We start from the raw sequence: 18,985 nt of genomic DNA on the forward strand, positions 1-18,985 counted from the left end.
AATACGTCAATATACGCAAATCACCGAATCCCTCTCCGGAAATCTCTCTCCGCATCAACGTATAGGGTGATGAACGCGAGCCGCTTCAAGCCACCGCGATAAACCGCTCCAGCACCGCCGCTTCACCACCAAACCCGGCTGCAATTGCCAGCAACCGCTTGAACCGCGCCCCCAGCCGCAATTCTTCGGTCAGGCCCATCGCGCCGTGCAATTGCACGGCGCCTTCGCCCACGTCGCGTGCGGCATCGCGCACCATCACGCAGGCCGCGGCCAAAGCGGGTGCGGAATCGTCATCGCCGTTGTCCAGCGCAACCACTGCCCGCTCCGTCAAGGCTTGCGCCTGCATCGCTGCCATCTGCATGTCGGCCAGCCGGTGGCGCAGCGCCTGAAAGCTGCCGATGGGCGCGCCAAACTGGCGGCGGTCGCCCAGCCATTCCGCGGTATCGGCCAGCATCCGCGCCATCAGCCCCACCGCTTCGGCGCAGGCAGCGGCGCGCAGCAAGTCGGCAGGCGCTGTTCCCGAAAGCTTCCCCACCGGCTGTGCGCAAAGCCCGGAAAAGTGCAGGTCCGCCGCTACGGTGCCATCATGCAAAGCCCGCTCGCGCCGCTCAACCCCCGGCGCATCCGGGCTGCACACCGCCACGTCATGGCCATCGGTCAGCACCAGCACATCAGCGTGGGCTGCGCCTGCCACCAGCAGCGCGGAACCGGTGGGGCCAAGCGCGGGTAGCAACACCAGCGCGGCGCGATCCTGTCCCAGCGCCAGCGCATCCAGCAGCGGATGGGCGGGGGCTGCGGCGGACAATGCGTGGCAGGCGGCGGTATGGGCCAGCCAGTCGGCAGCGATCAGGCCGGAATGGGGGGCATTGCCAAGTTCCGCCATGACCAGCGCCACCTCCATCACCCCGCCACCAAATCCGCCGGCGCTTTCGGGTACGGTCAACCCAGCCAGACCCAGCTTGTCGGACAGGTCCGACCAGTCCGGTTCGGTGGTATCGGTCAGCAGGCGCCGGACCGCTTCGCGCAGCATTTCGCGCGTGTCGTCCAGCGGCAGATCAAGCGCTGCCATGGCGGGTTTTCCTCTCCCAATGTGCGGTCAGGTGCTTTTAGGTGTCGTTCAGGACACCATCCACCAGCGCGCATTTTTGGGCAATCCCGCCAAACATGACAGGGTGCGTCAGATCAGCGCAACACCACCAGGTTCTGCGGCACTTCCGGCTGTGGCGCATCATCGCGGCCTTCCAGCGCGGCGGTGAAGCGGTCCAGCCACCACATCACGTCTTCGTCCTGCACGCTGCGCATCATTCGCTGCCAGCGGCGTTTGCGTTCATCCAGCGGCATCGCCAGCGCCTGCCGCATGGCGTCGGAAATTTCCTCGGCGCTGTGGGGGTTTACCAGAATAGCGTCGGTCAATTGCACCGCTGCGCCGGCAAAGCGCGACAGGATAAGCACGCCGGGATCTTCGGGGTCCTGCGCCGCCACATATTCCTTGGCGACAAGGTTCATACCGTCACGCAAGGGGGTGACCAGCCCGATCTTGCTGGCGCGATAGACGCCTGCCAGAACATCGCGCGGATAGCCATGGTTAACGTAGCGGATTGGCACCCAGTCCAGCCAGGCATGTTCGCCATTGATGCGGCCTGCCAATCCCTCCAATGTGTTACGGATGCGCTGATAGCTTTCCACCGCCCCACGCGATGGCGGCGCGATTTGCAGCAGAACCACTTCCTTGCGCGCCTTGGGCGTTTCGGTCAGGAAGCGTTCGTAGCCCAGAAAGCGTTCTTCCAGACCCTTGGAATAGTCCAGCCGGTCCACCCCCACCATCAGGGTGCGCCCCACTGCGCTTTCGCGCACGCGGGTATAGGTCTGCTGCGCCGTTTCGCTGGCGGCCAGCATGGAAAACTCTTGCGCATCAATGCCAACCGGGCACGCGACCAGTTGCAGCGCGCGGCCATTCCAGTGGGCGACGTTATCATCGCCAACGGTGCCGCCCAGCTCATCGCGCACAAAGCTGACAAACGATTCCAGCCATTCGTCGGTGTGGAAACCCAGCACATCATAAGCGAACAGCGATTCCACCAGTTCACGCGCTTCGGGCAGGGTCATCAGCAGACGGCGCGGCGGCCAGGGAATGTGCAGGAAGCAGCCGATGCGGTTCCTGACGCCCCGCGCGCGCAGCTTTTCGCCCAGCGGCAGCATGTGATAATCCTGCACCCAGATCAGGTCCGTCGGCTCCACCAGCGGCAGCACCGTATCGGCAAAGCGTTCGTTTACGCGGGCATAGCCACCGGCAAAGCTGCGTTCGTATTCGGCCAGATCGATGCGATAGTGGAACAGCGGCCAAAGCGTGCGGTTGGCGTAACCGTTATAATATTCGTCGATGTCCTGTTCTTCCAGATCGATGGTGGCGGTGCGCACGCCGTCTTCGATCTGGAAGTTGATATGTCCGGTAAATTCGTCGGTCTGTTCGCCCGACCAGCCGAACCAGATGCCGCCGTTCTTGCGCAGGGCAGCGGTCAGGGCGACGGCAAGACCGCCCGCCGATCCGCCGCCCGCGCTGACGCGGTTGGAAATGACGATCAGCCTGCTCATCGAATGGCGCTCCACGGTTTGCTTAGAAGGACGGCGCAGTTGACGATGCCGACCAGTGAATAGGTCTGGGGGTAATTGCCCCACAATTCCCCGGTCTGGGGATCGATGTCTTCGGACAGCAGTCCGGCGGCGGTGCGGCGCGACAGCATTTCCTCAAACAGCGCGCGGGCCTCGTCAGTGCGGCCGGTGTAGTGCAACGCTTCGATCAGCCAGAAGGTGCAGACGTTGAACGCGGTTTGCGGCAGGCCGAAATCGTCTTGCGTGGCATAGCGCAGCATGTGCGATCCGCGCCGCAAGCCTTCCTCAACCGCGGTAAGGGTTGAGCGGAAGCGCGGATCGTCGGGCGTGAGAAAGCGCAGGTCGAGAAGCTGGATCACGCTGGCGTCGAGATCGTCGCCACTGAATGTGGCCGAAAGCCGCTGTGTATCGTCGCGCCATGCCGACGTTTCAATATTGGCGCGAACGTGGTCTGCCCTGTCCGCCCACAGTTCGGCCCGGTCACCCAGGCCCAGCGCCTGCGCGGCATTGGCCAGTCGGTCGCACGCGGCCCAGCACATGGCAGCGGAATAGGTGTGTACCGACTGGCGCGTGCGCAGTTCCCACAGGCCCGCATCGGCCTTGTCATGGTGTTCGAACGCGCGCTCGCCCACCTTTTCCAGCGCCTTGAAATCTTCGATTCCGGCCTTGCGCAGCAGGCGTTCGTCAAAAAAAGCCTGCACGTTGGACAACACGATCTGGCCATAGGCGTCGTGCTGAATCTGTTCCCACGCCAGATTGCCGACGCGGACCGGACCCATGCCGCGATAGCCCGGCAGATGTTGCGCTTCGCCTTCGGGCAGGGCGGCTTCGCCCAGCACGCCGTAAAGCGGCTGGATATGCCCGCCGCGCGCGGCATCGACGATGTTGCGCAGATAGCCAAGGTAGCCTTCCAGCACGTCCAGCGCGCCCAGCCGGTTCAGTGCCTGCACCGTGTAATAGGCGTCCCGAATCCAGCAGTAGCGATAATCCCAGTTTCGGCCTGAATTGGCATGTTCGGGGATGGACGTCGTAAGCGCGGCAACAATCGCGCCGCTTTCTTCATGCTGGCACAGGCGCAGGGTGATGGCCGATCGGATCACCGCGTCCTGCCATTCCAGCGGGATGGCAAGGCCGCGCACCCATTCGCGCCATTCGCTCAGCGTGCGGTCCAGCATGGACTGGACAGTCTGGCTGATTTCGCCCGAAAAACTCTCGTCCGGGCCAAGGAAGAAGTGCAGCGGGCGTTCGATGCGGAAAAAGCGTTCTTCGGTCACATACCCCACCGGGGCATCGGTGGTCAGCCGCATGACCATGGCATCGGTCGGATAGCGCACATGGCTGGTGCCGCCGACACGGCCCGTGGCGGGCTGACCCCAGCCGCGCGTGGGGCGCAGGCGGACACGGATGCGCGGCGAGCCTGAAATGGGACGCACCATGCGGGCAAAGGCCACTGGGCGATAGCGCCGGCCGTCGCGCCTGAACCATGGGCTGAAATCGGTGATTTCAATGGCATTGCCCGCCCTATCACGCTGGATGGTGACCAGAACCGGGGTGTTGCGGCGGTAACGCTGGGTCACTTCAACCGCGTCTTCCAGTTCGATCGACCAGAAGCCGCTTTCGGGCTCATTCCCGCCCAGCAAAGCCGAAAACAGCGGATCGCCATCAACGCGCGGCACGCAGCCCCACACCATGCGACCCTTGCGATCAATCAGCGCGCTGACCTGGCAATTGCCGATAGCCCACAGATCAAGGCCGACATGTTCGATCCCGCTCATAACTCCACCAGACTTTCCAGCCATGCGTGAACCGCAGCAACCCCCGAAAGCGCATATTGCGCGGCGGTGGTGTGACGGCCAGGGCCGACCAGAACGCCCGCGCCGCCCAGTTGGTTGGCCGCGACAAAGGCAGGTTCATCAGTATCGTCATCGCCCATGAACAGCGGGGTGGTGCCCTGCATTGCCGGGTCTTGCATCAGATGGTTCAGGGCCATGCCTTTGTCCGCACCGGGACCGCGCAGTTCGACCATCATCTTGCCGGTTTGCAAATGCAGCCCCAGTCGCGCCGACAGACCCGTGGCGACAGCGTGGCACAAGGCCGCTGCATCAGGCGCACCGCGATAATGCAGGGCGACGCCGTGGGGTTTGTCTTCCACCAGCACACCGGGGGTGGTGCGGGCAAGATCGTGAAATGCGCCCAGCACAATGGCCAGCGTGGACGGGCGCGGAGGTGACAGGGTGCGACCGTCGGCATAGCGGATTTCGGCACCGTGGCTGCCCGCAATGGTGATCGGCAAATGTCCGATGAAGCTGGCAATATGGCTGGCGCCGCGCCCGGAAATCAGCGCAATGCGGCCATCCAGCCGGTCTGCCAGTCGGTAAAGCAGCACTGGCAACGTGGGGGCCACATCAACTGCATCGGGCCGTGCTGCCAGATTGACCAGCGTGCCATCGAAATCCAGAAACAGACTTAGCCCGTCGACCCCGCAAGGCCGACTACCCCGGTTAGGCCCATCATCATTGGCGCCCGCGCGGTTAGCGACGAGGCTGGCGGGCGGCAGCAAGGGGACTGGCGGCGGATTACCCGCGCCTGCGGAAATGTTTGCAAATTTGGCCATCCTTGGAATGACTCATGGGGCCGGTTCGGGTTCCCATCCTTTTCCATGATATTGATGAAAAAAGAAAAATTCAGCAATATGCTGGCTTGTATGGGTCTGAAAACGATCAGGCTCGCCCGCCTGCGCCTCGCGTGCTAGGCGCGGCGGACAATGGACCAATAGACTTGGGAATGATCGACATGACGGCTGTTCAGACCGCAACCGTAAGCGAACTGATGGCGAAAAGCGGCGTGCCGTTCGGCACCAGCGGCGTGCGCGGGCTGGCCGTGGCGATGACCGATGCGCTATGTCATGCCTATGCCACGGCGTTCCTGCAATATCTGCGGGATATTGGCGAATATGCACCGGGCGGCGCGGTGGCGCTGGCGGGCGATCTGCGCATCAGCACGCCGCGCATTCTGGCGGCCTGCGCAACCGCGGTGGCCGATTGCGGGGGGCAGGTGGTGTTTTGTGGTTATACGCCCACGCCTGCGCTGGCCTATTACGCGATGGGCCGGGCCATACCGTCGATCATGGTCACCGGAAGCCACATTCCGGCAGACCGCAACGGCATCAAATTCTACCGCCCGCATGGTGAAGTGCTGAAAAGCGACGAAGCCGGGATCGTGGGGCAGGTGGTGCAGATTGACCCCAGCCGGTTCGATAGCGACGGGGGGCTGATCGCGCCACTGGCGCTGCCTGAAGTGTTTGACGTGACCGACGACTATATTGCCCGCTATGTCAGCCATTTTGGCGCGGACGCGCTGAAGGGCAGAACCATTGGCGTCTATCAGCATTCCGCCGTGGGGCGCGATGTGCTGGTGCGTGCGGTCGAAGCGCTGGGCGGGGTGGCAGTGCCGTTTGCACGGTCGGACCTGTTCCTGCCGGTTGATACCGAAGCGATCCGGCAGGAAGATATCGAACTGGCCGCAAGCTGGGCGGCGGACAACGCGGTCGATGCGATCATCTCTACCGATGGCGATTCCGACCGGCCGCTGGTGGCTGATGCAACCGGCACATGGCTGCGCGGCGATGTGGTGGGCCTGTTGTGCGCAAAGGCCGTGAGCGCGGACGTGGTGGTCACCCCGGTCAGCAGCAATACTGTGATCGAGCTGAGCGGAGCGGCAGGGCAGGTGCTGCGCACGCGCATCGGCTCGCCCTATGTGATTGCCGCCATGATGGAAGCGTCGGCGGCACAGCCTGAGGCGCGGGTTTGCGGGTATGAGGCCAATGGCGGGTTCCTGCTGGGCAGTGCGGTTGGAGAATTGACCGCATTGCCCACGCGCGATGCGCTTCTGCCGATTGTCGCGGTGGTTCTGGCGGGGGATTCGCTGGCCGATGTGGTGGCCGCGCTGCCGCCGCGCTATACCTTCAGCGACCGCGTGGCCGATTTTCCGCAAGGCGACAGTGCTGCGCTGATCGCGTTTCTGTCCGCAGGAGACGAAGCGGCGCAACTGGGGCGGATCGCGCGGGTGTTTGGCGATATCGCGGGCTTTCCCACCGGCATCGACACCACCGATGGCTATCGCATGAGCTTTGCCGACGGGGCAATCATCCACTTGCGCCCGTCGGGCAACGCGCCCGAACTGCGCTGCTATTCCGAAGCGGAAACCGAGGGCAGAGCGCGTGATTTGAACGCGCGGGCGCTGGGCCATGTGTTGCGCGTGGTGGTGCCCGAAGCGCTGGAGGCGGCGCAAAAGGCTGGTTGATAAATTTGTATGTAACACATACAATATGCCTGTGGTAAAGAGCGCGGCGAAACGACTGCGTGTAAGGGGAGAGTGGCGGCAATGGCCCAGATTATTGATGGCAAGGCATTGGCAGCGCAGGTTCTGGTGCAAACAGCGCAAGATGTGGCGCAGATTGTGGCCGCAGGCGGTGTGGCGCCCGGCCTTGCGGTAATTCTGGTGGGCAGCGATCCTGCCAGCGAAGTTTACGTCGGCCGCAAGATTGCACAGTGCCGCAAAGCGGGCATCCGATCGGTCGAACACCGCCTGCCCGCCGACACGCCGCAGGAAACGGTGCTGGCGCTGATCGACCAGTTGAATGGCGACCCTGAAATTCACGGCATTCTGGTGCAGCTGCCGCTGCCAAAGCATATTGACGCTGCACTGGTGCTGGACCGGATCGATCCGGGCAAAGATGTGGACGGGTTCCACCCGGTCAACGTCGGGCGGCTGTCCACCGGCACGGGCGGGCTGGTGCCTTGCACGCCGCTGGGCATCATGTTGCTGCTGGACAGTGTGATCGACGATTATCGCGGACTGAACGTGGTGGTGATCGGCAAATCGAACATCGTGGGCAAGCCGGTGTCGATGCTGCTGCTGGAACGCGAAGCAACGGTGACTGTCACCCACATCGAAACCCGCGATCTGCCCGATGTGGCGCGCAAGGCCGATATCATCGTCGCAGCAGCGGGTGCGCCGCATCTGGTGCGCGGCTATTGGGTAAAGCCCGGCGCGGTGGTGATCGACGTTGGCATCAGCCGCGTGACCGACCATGATGGCACCACTCGGATCGTGGGCGATTGCGCCACGCACGAACTGGACCATGCCAAGGCGGTGACGCCGGTGCCGGGCGGGGTTGGACCGATGACCATCGCCTGCCTGTTAAGCAACACCGTACTGGCGGCCCAGCGGTCTGTGGGGTGATTCGCGCAGGCGAATCTGTCACGAACCGGTCACACGAATAGCGGCGAGGTATAGCGCTAAAATTATTTGTCGGTGCAGGTGATTGAAAATGCGCATTTTTCATGAAAATTGCATAAAACGCAATTATCAATGCTCCGAACGCACTTGCGACAGCGTAAGACAATCCGCATACGGAACAGGCCTTTCAGGCATCCTCTCCCAAACTTTCAAAGGGGGTCAGCGCAAGTTGGCCCCCCCTTTTTTGTCTGTTGAAACCGTGAGTTGCGGACGGGAGAGCGCCTTATCGTCCGCCGGGTTTGCCGGTCTTCACCAGAAACAGCAGCGGGATGGCCACGAAGCAGGCCACCGCCATGGCGTAAAAGTCGTTGAGATAGGCTATCATCGCGGCCTGCTGGTTAACCATGCCGTCCATCACCCGCAGCATGGCCTCGCCCGCGCCGCCATAGGCGGTGATACGATCCAGATTGAACGGGACCAGGGTGCGGGTAACGTGGGCGCCCAGTTCGGCATGGTTGATCTGGATATTGCGCGCCAGTTCCACCGATGCCGCCGAAATGCCGATGGACGATCCCAGATTGCGCATCAGGTTGCCAAGGCTGGACGCATCGGTGCGGTATTGCGGAGCCAGCGTGGCGAACGAAATCAGGTTCATCGGCATGAATGTGAAGCTGAGCCCCAGCCCCTGCAGCAGACCTGCCATGACTATGGGTGTGCGCGGCATTTCTATTGACCAGCCGGTCATCATCCACATCGATGCACCCATCATCGACAGGCCCAGCGCCAGCAGCGCGCGCGCATCCACTTTGGCCATGAACCGCCCGAACAGGGTGATCGACGCCAGCATCCCGATGCCGCGCGGGGCCAGCAGCAGGCCCGCCTGATAGGGGGTATAGCCATAGATCTGTTGGAGCAGCCCCGGCAGCAGCGCCATGACCGACATCATCACCAGCCCGATCAGGAACATGAAGGCAAGGCCGACGGTGAAATTGCGGTCACGGAACAGCGCCATCGGGAACAGCGGATTGGGGCTGCCGCCCAAGTGGAACAGCGCCAGCCAGCAGCACGCCACCGCGACCACCGCATATGTCACGATTTCAGCCGATGCGAACCAGTCCAGCGTCAGCCCCCGGTCAAGGATGAGCTGCACCGCCGAAACGGTCAGCGCGACCAGCAGCCAGCCGGTGAAATCCACCTTGCGTTCGCGCGTGGGCGTCTTGGGCAGATAGAGCAGCAGCAGCACAAAACAGGCGATGCCGACCGGCAGGTTGACGTAAAACACCCAGCGCCAGTCGAAATTGTCGGTCAGGTAACCGCCGATGATCGGGCCGGTGATCGGTCCCAGCATGACCCCCTGGGTATAGATCGCCATCATCCGGGGTCGTTCCGCCGCCGTGCTGGAATCCAGCGTCACGGTTTGCGCCAGTGGCGAAAGGAACGCACCGGCAAGCCCCTGAAGGATGCGGAACAGCACCATCTGTTCAAGGCTTTGCGCCACGCCGCACAACATGGATGCCACGGTGAACAGCAGCACCGATGCCAGCATCATCATGCGTATGCCCAGCCGGTCCACCAGCCAGCCTGCCAGCGGCAGCGCCACGGCAGAAGCCAGCACATAGCTGGTCAGAACCCATGTGATGGTGTCCTGCGTGGCGCTGAGCGATGCCGTCATATGCGGCAGCGCGACGTTGGCAATGGTGGTGTCCAACGTGTACATCACCATTGCCGCCATCGTGCCCAGCAGCATCAACGCGCGATTGCGCGATACGATAGGCGGGGTATCGGCGTTAGTTGCCGACACGGACGGTCACATCCGCGCTCAGGCCCGCAATCAGCGGACGCTCCGATTTGCCGTCAATGGCAATACGTACGGGCACGCGCTGGATGACTTTCACCCAGTTGCCGGTGGCGTTTTGCGCGGGAAGGACGGAAAATTCCGATCCCGTGCCCGCGCCGATGGATTCAACCCGGCCTTTCAGCTTCAGCCCCGGATAGGCATCGATGCGAATTTCCGCAGGCTGGCCGGGGCGCATGTGGTTAAGGTCGGTTTCCTTGAAGTTCGCCTCTATCCGCGCGCCGCCATCGCGCACGATCGACAGCATCGGCGCGCCGGGGAACACCATCTGCCCCACCTGAAGCCTGGTAACCTGCGTCACCACGCCAGCGGCAGGCGCGCGGACAACGGTGCGGTTTACGTCCAGCGTGGCTCTGGCGCGGGCGGCCTGTGCAGCGGCAATGGCCGGGTCCACGCCCGGCACTTGCGATCCTTGGGCCAGTTGCGCGCGGGCCTGTTCCACTTCCGCCTGAATCGCGCCGATCCGGTCGCGCGCCACGGCCACGGCATGTTGCGCCGCATCCATGCGGGCGCGGGTGTTGAAGCCCTTGTCCATCAGCGCTTTTTCGCGGGCATGATTGGCCTGAGCCAGCGCCAGATCATCGCGCGCGGCGGCAAGTTCGGCGGCTTTGGCTGTCACGTCGGATTGCATGGCGGTGATGCGGGCCTGCGCCGTGGCAATCTGCGCATCGGCCTGCCGTACGGCAGCGGCAAAGCTGGACGGATCGATGGCAAACAGCACATCGCCCGCCTTTACATGCTGGTTTTCGCGGACGTTGACCTGCGTGACAAGGCCGGACACTTCCCCACCGACCGACACGATATCCTGCTTGATATAGGCATTATCGGTTTCCACTTCGCCCGGCTGGCCGAACCAGTACCACAGGCCCGCCGCCACTGCGACAACCGGGCCAAGCGCCATCAACAGCGGGCGGGTGCGGCTTTTGCGCTTGGTGTTGATGGTGGCATCCTGCGGCGGGAAAGGATCGGCTTCAGCCATGGCTCTGCTTCGTTTCTGCTGGTGGAGTTTCGTCGGAAAGATTGGCGCGGACCCGGTCAAGCAGGGCCAGCAACTGTGCCTGTTCGTCGGGCGCAAAACCGGCCACGGCATCGTCCAGCACCTGCCGCGCGCAGCCCGACATGCGCTGCATCAGGTCTTCGGCATTGGGGGTGAGGTAAAGCTGCCAGCGCCGCCGATCAGCCGGATCGTCGCGCCGTTCGACAAGGCCCAGCTTTTCCAGCCGGTCAATCATGCGCCCGGCGGTGATCGCTTCCACTTCCAGCCATGCGGCCAGCGCGCCCTGCGTGGTGCCCGGCACGCGCTGAATGGCGGCCAACGCGCGCCATTGCGGACCGGTGACGCCAAACTGGCGCGCGCTTGCGGCAAACCGTTTGCGGAACAGCCGCCCGACATCAGATGACAAGAAGGCCACGTTGACATTCATGCCTTGCCGATAATAGCAGAGCTTACTTTAATCAACGGGCATAAAACATGGGGATGTTCGACGGTATGTTCGGCACGGGGCTGGATGCGGCGCGCAGCTATCGCGATGAGGCGCGCGCAGCGCTGGCCACGCGGCTGGCGGACCGCCGGATCGATGATGAACAGCGCGCCGCCCACGGTTTTGCCTGGGTGGCGACGGCGGTGGCATCGCTGGAAGCGGTGGCGGGATGGCTGGAGCGGTCGGGCGGCGCAAACCCGCTGGACCGGGCCGTGGCGCATCTCGCCTTTGCTGAAACGCTGGCGCAGATCGTTGGCGGATTGCCGATGGGGCAGAATGAACTGGCGCGGCCTGCCGACCTTGGCCTTGGGCCTGCGGCGCGGCGGCTGGGCAATGCGGTGGCGGACTTTATCGATGCCGACCATGCGCCGCTGCGGGCGCAAGTGGCGGAAGCGCTGGCGCAAGGGCACTGGCCGTCCGAAACCTTTCACGATCCTGATCTTGATGCCATCCGCGACCAGTTTCGCCGCTTTACCGATGCGCAAATCCTGCCCCATGCGCACAAGTGGCATCTGGCCAATGATCTGATCCCCGATGCCACGGTGGCGGCCATGGCGGATCTTGGCACATTTGGCGTGTGCATTCCTGAACAGTTTGGCGGGCTGGGCCTTGGCAAGCTGGTGATGTGTCTGGTCACAGAAGAGCTGTCGCGCGGGTGGATTGGTGCAGGCTCGCTTGGCACGCGGTCCGAAATTGCGGGCGAGTTGATTGTGCTGGGCGGGACCGATGCGCAAAAGGCGCGCTGGCTGCCTGCCATCGCCAGCGGCACCGTGCTGCCAACGGCGGTGTTTACCGAACCCGATACCGGGTCAGACCTTGGATCGTTGCAGACGCGCGCGCGGCGTGACGGTGATGGCTGGGTGATCGACGGGGCCAAGACATGGATCACCCACGCCGCCCGGTCAGACCTGATGACCATGCTGGTGCGCACTTTGCCTGATGCCAGGGGCTATGCCGGGCTGTCGATGCTGCTGGTGCCCAAGCCGCGCGGGGTGGATGGCGATGCTTTCCCCGCACCGGGCATGAGCGGTAGCGAGATCGAGGTGCTGGGCTATCGCGGAATGCGCGAATATGCCTTGCAGTTCGATGCGATGCGCGCGCCCGGCGATGCCCTGCTGGGCGGGGAAGAAGGGCAGGGCTTCAAGCAGTTGATGCGCACGTTCGAAGGCGCGCGGATACAGACTGCCGCCCGCGCGGTGGGTGTGGCGCGGCGCGCGCTGGAACTGGGGCTGGACTATGCGCAGGGGCGCAAGCAGTTCGGCAAGGCGATTGTCCATTTCCCTCGCGTGGCCGACAAACTGGCGATGAGCCTTGTCGACATGGTGACCGCGCGCGAACTGACTTATGCCGCCGCGCGGGCCAAGGACATGGGCAAACGCTGCGACATTGAAGCGGGCATGGCCAAGCTGTTGGCGGCGCGCGCGGCGTGGAGCAATGCCGATGCCGCGTTGCAGATTCACGGCGGCAATGGTTATGCCATGGAATATGAAATCAGCCGTGTCCTGTGCGATGCGCGCATTCTGAACATCTTTGAAGGCGCGGGCGAAATTCAGGCGCAGGTGATCGCGCGCGGGCTTTTGGAAGGGCGCAACTGATGCAGGCGTGGATTGGCAGGCAGGAACGGCGAACCGACCGGGTGGACGCAGGCCTTGCCGCACGCTGGCTGGCCACGCTGGACCGGGCCATGCCTGCCGATGGCACCATGCCGCAAGGGCTGCACTGGTGCCTGTGCCTGCCCGATGCGCCCACCGCGCGGTTGGGGCCGGACGGGCATCCGTTGCGCGATGACAGCACCGACAGCTTTCTGCCGCCGGTGCCCCTGCCGCGCCGGATGTGGGCGGGCAGCAAGGTGGAGTTCTTCGCGCCGCTGCATGTGGGCGAGGCGGTGGAGCGGGTTTCGACCATTGCTGCCATCACCGAAAAACACGGCGGCAGCGGCGTTTTGGTGTTCGTGGACATCGCGCATGAAACGCATGGGCAAAGCGGGCTGTGCCTGCGCGAAGTGCAAAGCGTGGTCTATCGCGATGCTGCGCCCGCTGGTGCAGCGCCGGTGCCGCCCGCATTGGGTGACGGCGCGTTCGATCCCGCACCATGGGCCGCGCATCGGGTGGTGACACCCACCGAAGCGCTGTTGCTGCGCTATTCCGCGCTGACCTTCAACGCCCACCGCATCCATTACGATCTACCTTATGCCACCGGCGCGGAAGGCTATCGCGGGCTGGTGGTGCATGGTCCGCTGACGGCGACGCTACTGCTCGACCTTGCCCGGCGCGAACTGGGTGACGGGGCCTTGCGCAGCTTTGCCTTCCGCGGCCTGTCGCCCGCGGTCTGTGGTGAAGCGCTGCATCTTGTGATGCGGCGTGGCGATGATGGCGCGCTGGAACTCGCAGCCTTTGCCGCAGACGGGCGGCAGGTGATGAGCGCAAGCGCGACTGCCTGCTAACGGGCGGGACGGCTCAGCTGTAAAACTCGTCCTCGATCCGGGCCAGCGTCTTGAATCCTTCGGCAATGTGGCTGCGCATGGCCTTTTCCGCGCCTTCGGCATCGCCCGCCATGATAAGCGCAACCATGGCCTGATGGTCGGCATTGGCGGTGCGCAGGCGTTCCTCGTCGTAAAAGCTTTCAAACAGCAGGCGGTGGATCGGCACGTTCAGCCGTTGCAGGTGTTCGGCGATTACCGCATTGCCCGATCCTTCGACGATCAGCCGGTGCCATTCGGTGTTCAACCGGCCAAAGCGTTCGGGCGCGTTTTCGCGGACGCAGGTGTCCAGTTCATCCTGAAGCGCGACAAGGCGGGCGCGGGTGGTCTGATCGGCGTCGAGCGTGAAATCGTGCGCGGCCATGCCTTCCAGCGCCATACGCGCGCGATAGATCTGACGCACTTCAGCCATCGATGAACTGCGCACCGAAGCGCCGCGAAATTCCTCGATCAGGACCAGTCCTTCGCCTTCCAGCCGTTTCAGTGCTTCGCGAACGCGCGATCGGCTGGCGCCCATCTGGCGAATGATGTCCACTTCCACCAGCCGCTGCCCCGGCACAAACCGCCCGGTGCGGATGCGCTGGCGCACCCAATCAGCAATCTGCACCGCAGAGGGGCCGCGCGGGCCAGTGGCGGGGTCTGGTTCGGGCGAACGGTCTTCCATCAGCACATCCTCACATGCAGCGGCAATCTCTACCTCTGCACAAAATTGTCAACAATCTCGTCAGCTATTTTTCAGTTGTAAGCGCTTTCGGGATCGTGGATCACATTGTCAACAATCAAGGCGAGGCGAATCCGGCAAGTCCGGCGCACTCGCGGGAGAGATGATGTGACCGCACTTCGCAGCATGATTGGTGCCGCCGCCGTGGCCGGTGTGCTGTGCGCCCCCACCGTGTCCATGGCGCAAAGCTATCCTGATGTGGTGCGCACGTCGGCCTATGTGTCGGTGCGTGATGGCACGCGGCTGGCGGTCAACATCTATCGCCCGGCCAAGGGCGATGTGGCCGAAACGGCGCGTTTGCCGGTGATCTTCTCGTTCAGCCCCTATCGCGCGCGCTATGTCGAAAAGGACGGCAAGGTGGTGGAACTGGCGCTGGGCGACCGGCTGGCGCTGCGTTCACTGATCCGCGCAGGCTATGTCGTCGCCACCGCCGACATTCGCGGCAAGGGCGCATCGTTCGGCCACCGTCGCGGCTTTCAGGACCGGACCGAGGCGCGCGACGGTTACGATCTGGTGGAATGGCTGGCCAAACAGCCGTTCGCCACGGGCAAGGTTGGCATGATCGGCTGTTCGTATCTGGGCGGCACCACGTTCCAGACCGCCACCACTGCGCCGCCATCGCTGAAAGCGGTGTTCGTGGGCGCGTCCGACCTTGATAAATATGCCTTTGTCCGACGCGGCGGTATTCCGGCGCAGTTCAACACCCGGCCCGATGAACCCGCCGAAGTGGACCTTGCCAGCGTGCCGGTGGACGCAGACGCGGATGGCGCGATGCTGAAGGCCGCCGTGGCGCAACATGCCGCCAACACCCCCATGGCAGGCCTGTGGTATGGCATGCCCCACCGCGACAGCGTTTCATCCTTCACCGGCAATGCCTTCTGGGAAGAAGTGGGCGTCTACAACTATCTGGATGCCATCCGTAAAAGCGGCGTGGCCACCTATTTCTGGAGCAACTGGCAGGACGAACCCACCGCGCAATCCGTGTTAAGCGCGGCCAATCTGCCGGGGGCAAAGTTCCTTGCCGGGCCGGGCAGCCATTGCGTGCCGCCGCCGGGGTTTGACTTTGCCGGCGAGGTGACGCGCTATTTCGACCACTATCTGAAGGGCGCGGCCAACGGCATCGACAAGGCTCCGCGCGCCACATACTGGCTGGAAGGGCTGGACGGTAAAGGCGGCTACGTGCGTTCAGCCCTGCTGCCGGGTGAGGGTGCAAAGCCGCTGTCATGGTATCCGGGCGCGGGGCGCAGCGGCACGGCGCGGTCGGCCAACGATGGCGTGCTGACAGCGACGGCTAACGGCGCGGGCGCAGACAGCTTTGCCGTCAACTATACCCTGCCAGACCCCGAATACTTCGCCTTCTGGGCGCAGCCGATGGACGACAAGGGGTTGAGCTATACCTCGGCCCCGTTGGGCAAACCGCTGAAACTGGTGGGCTTTCCCATCGCGCGGCTGACCGTTTCGGCAGACCGCAGCGACGCCAATGTCTTCGTCTATCTCGATCAGGTGGATAATGCTGGCAAGGCCGAAGTGGTGGCTTTCGGGCGGTTGGCGCTGTCACACCGCAAGGAAGGCAAGGCCCCTTATCAGACGCTGGGCTTGCCCTATCATTCAGGGCTGGGCGCCGATGTCGCGCCGGTGCGGCCGGGCGAGAAGGTGCGGCTGAACATCGACATGACGCCGATTTCGCGGATCGTGCCCAAGGGCGCGCGGCTGCGGCTGACGGTAACCGGCGCAGACCCGCGCCAGCGCAATCTGAAAGACATCCGCCAGGACCCGGCACCGGTCATCACGGTGCATTGGGGCAAGCAGTCTGGCGGTGCGTCACGGCTTGATCTGCCGGTGATGAAGTAACGCATCAATCAGGGAAGGGCCGGACAAACCGGCCACGGGGAAGGAGTAAGACACCATGAAGGGCAAGACTTTTGCGTCCGCCAAGGCGGTTTTGAACATCGGTTGCTGCGCATTGGCGCTGGCGCTTCCGGCCATGGCCAGCGCGCAGGAAGCGGCGGAAGAACCCGCAGTGACCAACGCCGAAATCATCGTTACCGGCAGCCGCGTGCGCGGTGAAGCGCCGGTGGGGTCCACCGTAACCGCATTGGGCCGCAAGGAAATCGAGGCGTCGAGCGCGGTCACCGTCGACCGCATGATTAAGGAAGTGCCGCAGGTCTTCGATCTTGGCGTTTCGGAAAATTCGCGCGGGCAATCGGGCGGGTCGGGCAACATCACGTATGGCAACTCGGTCAACCTGCGCGGGATCGGGCCATATGCCACGCTGGTTCTGGTCGATGGGCATCGCGTCACCAGCAACAGCCGCTCGGTCGATCCGTCGGTTCTGCCCTCGCTGGGGGTGGAACGGGTTGAAATCGTGGCCGATGGCGCTTCGGCCATTTACGGGTCGGACGCGGTGGCGGGCGTGGTCAACCTCATCCCGCGCCGGTCGCTGGATGGCGGTGAAGTGTTTGCCCGCGCTGGCGTTGCCGGGCGTGGCGATTTCCACGAATATTCACTGGGCGCGGCGCTGGGCAAAGTGTTCGACCGCGGCCAGATCATGGTCGCTTATGAACATGTCGAACGGTCAAACCTGTCGGGCGATGATCGCGCGTTCTTCACCAGCGATCAGACCGCGTTCGGCGGCGGCGATTATCGCATCGTGCGCTGCGCGCCGGGCAATATCAACGCCAATGGCACCACTTATGCCATTCCCACGGCAGGCGTGACCCAAGCCAGCGCGGGCAACCTTGTGGCAGGCACGCTGAACAAGTGCGATGAACTGGACAATCAGGATCTGGCACCCCGCCAGAAGTATGACTCCGTCAACAGCACGGGTCGGTATGAACTGACCGAATGGCTCGACGTTTTCTACGATGCGTTCTATTCCAAGCGTTCGTTCTATCGGCAGTCGGCATTTTCCAACGCGCGGTTGACCGTGCCGCAGACCAATGCCTTTTTCGTGCGGCCAGCGGGCTTTACCGGCAGCAGCTATACGTTGGACTACAACTTCCGCAACGATCTGCCTGCCAACGATTCCTTCGGCTATGCCAAAAGCTGGCAGGTGACGCCGGGGGTGAAGGTAAAGCTGCCGCATGACTGGGAAGCCGAAGCGCTGTTCGGTTATGGCAAGACCAATGACTTTTCCGGTTCCTATTTCGGCGTCAACAATGCAGCGCTGAATGCGGCGCTGGCCAGCAGCAACCCGGCCACTGCGTTTGATCCCTATGGCCTGGGCCGCACCAGCCAGGCCGTGCTGGACGGCATTGCCAACCAGATATTCCTTGCACCCACCAATGGCCGGTTGAAAACCTGGGAAGCACGGTTGAACGGGGGCCTCTTCGCCCTGCCCGGTGGCGAGGTGAAGCTGGCCGCAGGGTATGAACGGCAGGACTTCAAGGTGGCGCTGGGCAATGCGCGCGGCGCGCCGACCACGCCCATCACGTTCCGCAATTTCGGGCGCAAGGTAGATTCGGTCTATGGCGAAATCTATGTGCCGATCTTTGGTCCCGATAATGCCAGCACCGGTTTCCAGCGGCTTGAACTGAACGCCGCTGTCCGCCATGATAAATACAGCGATGTTGGCGGCACCACCAATCCCAAGTTCGGCCTGAACTGGGTGCCGGTGGACGGGGTGAAGTTCCGCGCCAGCTATGGCACGTCGTTCCGCGCGCCGACGATCCCCGAAATCTATGGCAATTCCAATAACCTGTTCGGTCAGTCTTATCAGAACCCGTTGGGCGGCGCGCCGCTTCAGGGCTATGCACTGTCAGGCGCCAACCTGAATCTAACGCCCGAAACCGCCACGACATGGTCGGTCGGGGTGGATATTGATCCGCTGCCCGGAGTGAACATTGGCGTTACCTACTGGGACACGAACTATAAAAATCAGGTTCTGGCCAACCTTTCGAACCTGGCGATTCTGGGCAATGAAAGCCAGTATGACGGCACCGGCATTATCCTGCGCGGTGCGGCGGCGGCGGCGCGCGTGCAAGAACTGTTGGCGCAGGGCGTGACGCTGGCCGGTGGGTCTTTCCCCGGCGGCAGTCCGGCCAATGTCACCCTGTTCGTTGACGGGCGCAGCCAGAACCTTGGCGTGTCGATTACACGGGGCATCGACTTTACCGGCACATGGCGGACCGATGTGGGCAAGGACGATGCGCTGACGTTCAACGTATCGGGCACGTACCTTACCAAGTATCGCGTGGCAGTCACGCCCTCTGCCCCGTTGCTTGACCGGCTGAATTTCATCTTCAACCCGTTGAAGTTCAAGGCCCGCGCCAGCGTGACGTGGGACCATGGGCCGATCAGCGCGCGGTTGCTGGCAACGCATGTTGGCGGGTATTTCAACAACCTGACCACCGGCGGGCAGAACATTGCCAGCTATACCCCGGTCGACTTCACCCTGACTGCGCGGATTGGCGACCAGCAGGCCAGCGGCTTCTTCGACAAGGGGGTCACGCTTGCCTTCGAAGTGCGCAACGTGTTCGATGTGGACCCGCCTTATGTGAACCTTGCCCCCAGCGGCAATGGCAGCGGCGGCTATGATGCTTCGGCCAGCGACCCCATCGGGCGGCTGTTCGCGGTAAGCGTGCGCAAGTCGTTCTGAG

General features: G+C 63.4%; 14 protein-coding genes. 6 read left to right on the forward strand and 8 right to left on the reverse strand.

The genetic code is table 11. The features are described 5' to 3' along the window. Nucleotides 1-85: 85 nt before the first annotated feature. The 4 genes from OVA07_RS18415 to otsB form a co-directional block, all read right to left on the reverse strand. Nucleotides 86-1,069, reverse strand: a complete 984-nt coding sequence (locus OVA07_RS18415) for an acyl-CoA dehydrogenase family protein (RefSeq protein WP_268173145.1) — start codon at nt 1,067-1,069, stop codon at nt 86-88. A gap of 113 nt (nt 1,070-1,182) precedes the next feature. After that, on the reverse strand, nt 1,183-2,592 hold the full coding sequence (locus OVA07_RS18420; RefSeq protein ID WP_268173146.1) for an alpha,alpha-trehalose-phosphate synthase (UDP-forming): 1,410 nt from the start codon (nt 2,590-2,592) through the stop codon (nt 1,183-1,185). After that, complete coding sequence (locus tag OVA07_RS18425; RefSeq protein ID WP_268173147.1) at nt 2,589-4,385, reverse strand: glycoside hydrolase family 15 protein; 1,797 nt, start codon at nt 4,383-4,385, stop codon at nt 2,589-2,591. The genes OVA07_RS18420 and OVA07_RS18425 overlap by 4 nt, the downstream gene beginning before the upstream one ends. After that, nucleotides 4,382-5,224, reverse strand: a complete 843-nt coding sequence (gene otsB / locus OVA07_RS18430) for a trehalose-phosphatase (RefSeq protein WP_268173148.1) — start codon at nt 5,222-5,224, stop codon at nt 4,382-4,384. Before otsB ends, OVA07_RS18425 begins: the two co-directional genes overlap by 4 nt. Nucleotides 5,225-5,403: 179 nt before the next feature. On the opposite strand from otsB, the gene OVA07_RS18435 reads away from it, so the two are divergent. Continuing rightward, a complete protein-coding gene (locus OVA07_RS18435; protein WP_442789679.1) occupies nt 5,404-6,912 on the forward strand; it encodes a phosphomannomutase in 1,509 nt (502 codons plus the stop codon). An 81-nt stretch (nt 6,913-6,993) separates the two neighbouring features. Further along, a complete protein-coding gene (locus OVA07_RS18440; protein ID WP_268173150.1) occupies nt 6,994-7,854 on the forward strand; it encodes a bifunctional 5,10-methylenetetrahydrofolate dehydrogenase/5,10-methenyltetrahydrofolate cyclohydrolase in 861 nt (286 codons plus the stop codon). A gap of 280 nt (nt 7,855-8,134) precedes the next feature. On the opposite strand, the gene OVA07_RS18445 is transcribed toward OVA07_RS18440, so the two are convergent. From OVA07_RS18445 to OVA07_RS18455, 3 genes are read right to left on the reverse strand one after another with little or no spacing between them, the layout of a single operon-like run. After that, nucleotides 8,135-9,652 carry a DHA2 family efflux MFS transporter permease subunit gene (locus tag OVA07_RS18445; RefSeq protein WP_268173151.1) on the reverse strand — a complete coding sequence of 506 codons (1,518 nt, stop codon included), beginning with the start codon at nt 9,650-9,652 and terminating at the stop codon, nt 8,135-8,137. Next, on the reverse strand, nt 9,639-10,685 hold the full coding sequence (locus OVA07_RS18450) for an HlyD family secretion protein (protein ID WP_268173152.1): 1,047 nt from the start codon (nt 10,683-10,685) through the stop codon (nt 9,639-9,641). Before OVA07_RS18450 ends, OVA07_RS18445 begins: the two co-directional genes overlap by 14 nt. Next, a complete protein-coding gene (locus OVA07_RS18455; protein WP_268173153.1) occupies nt 10,678-11,118 on the reverse strand; it encodes a MarR family winged helix-turn-helix transcriptional regulator in 441 nt (146 codons plus the stop codon). Before OVA07_RS18455 ends, OVA07_RS18450 begins: the two co-directional genes overlap by 8 nt. A gap of 59 nt (nt 11,119-11,177) precedes the next feature. Here OVA07_RS18455 and OVA07_RS18460 point away from each other — a divergent pair, with 59 nt between their 5' ends. Beyond that, the gene (locus tag OVA07_RS18460; RefSeq protein WP_268173154.1) at nt 11,178-12,782 is read left to right on the forward strand and encodes an acyl-CoA dehydrogenase family protein; all 1,605 of its coding nucleotides are present in this window, start codon (nt 11,178-11,180) and stop codon (nt 12,780-12,782) included. Further along, on the forward strand, nt 12,782-13,630 hold the full coding sequence (locus OVA07_RS18465; RefSeq protein ID WP_268173155.1) for an FAS1-like dehydratase domain-containing protein: 849 nt from the start codon (nt 12,782-12,784) through the stop codon (nt 13,628-13,630). The genes OVA07_RS18460 and OVA07_RS18465 overlap by 1 nt, the downstream gene beginning before the upstream one ends. A 13-nt stretch (nt 13,631-13,643) precedes the next feature. On the opposite strand, the gene OVA07_RS18470 is transcribed toward OVA07_RS18465, so the two are convergent. Further along, nucleotides 13,644-14,330 (reverse strand): GntR family transcriptional regulator, encoded by a 687-nt coding sequence (locus OVA07_RS18470; RefSeq protein WP_268173156.1) that lies wholly within the window; start codon nt 14,328-14,330, stop codon nt 13,644-13,646. Nucleotides 14,331-14,495: 165 nt separating this feature from the next. Between OVA07_RS18470 and OVA07_RS18475 the strand changes: the two genes are divergently transcribed. Together OVA07_RS18475 and OVA07_RS18480 are read left to right on the forward strand one after the other, a co-directional pair. Beyond that, nucleotides 14,496-16,238 carry a CocE/NonD family hydrolase gene (locus OVA07_RS18475; protein ID WP_268173157.1) on the forward strand — a complete coding sequence of 581 codons (1,743 nt, stop codon included), beginning with the start codon at nt 14,496-14,498 and terminating at the stop codon, nt 16,236-16,238. A gap of 55 nt (nt 16,239-16,293) precedes the next feature. After that, a complete protein-coding gene (locus OVA07_RS18480; RefSeq protein WP_268173158.1) occupies nt 16,294-18,984 on the forward strand; it encodes a TonB-dependent receptor domain-containing protein in 2,691 nt (896 codons plus the stop codon). Nucleotide 18,985 lies beyond the last annotated feature (1 nt).

The sequence above is a fragment of the Novosphingobium sp. SL115 genome (genome assembly GCF_026672515.1).
Lineage (GTDB): Bacteria > Pseudomonadota > Alphaproteobacteria > Sphingomonadales > Sphingomonadaceae > Novosphingobium.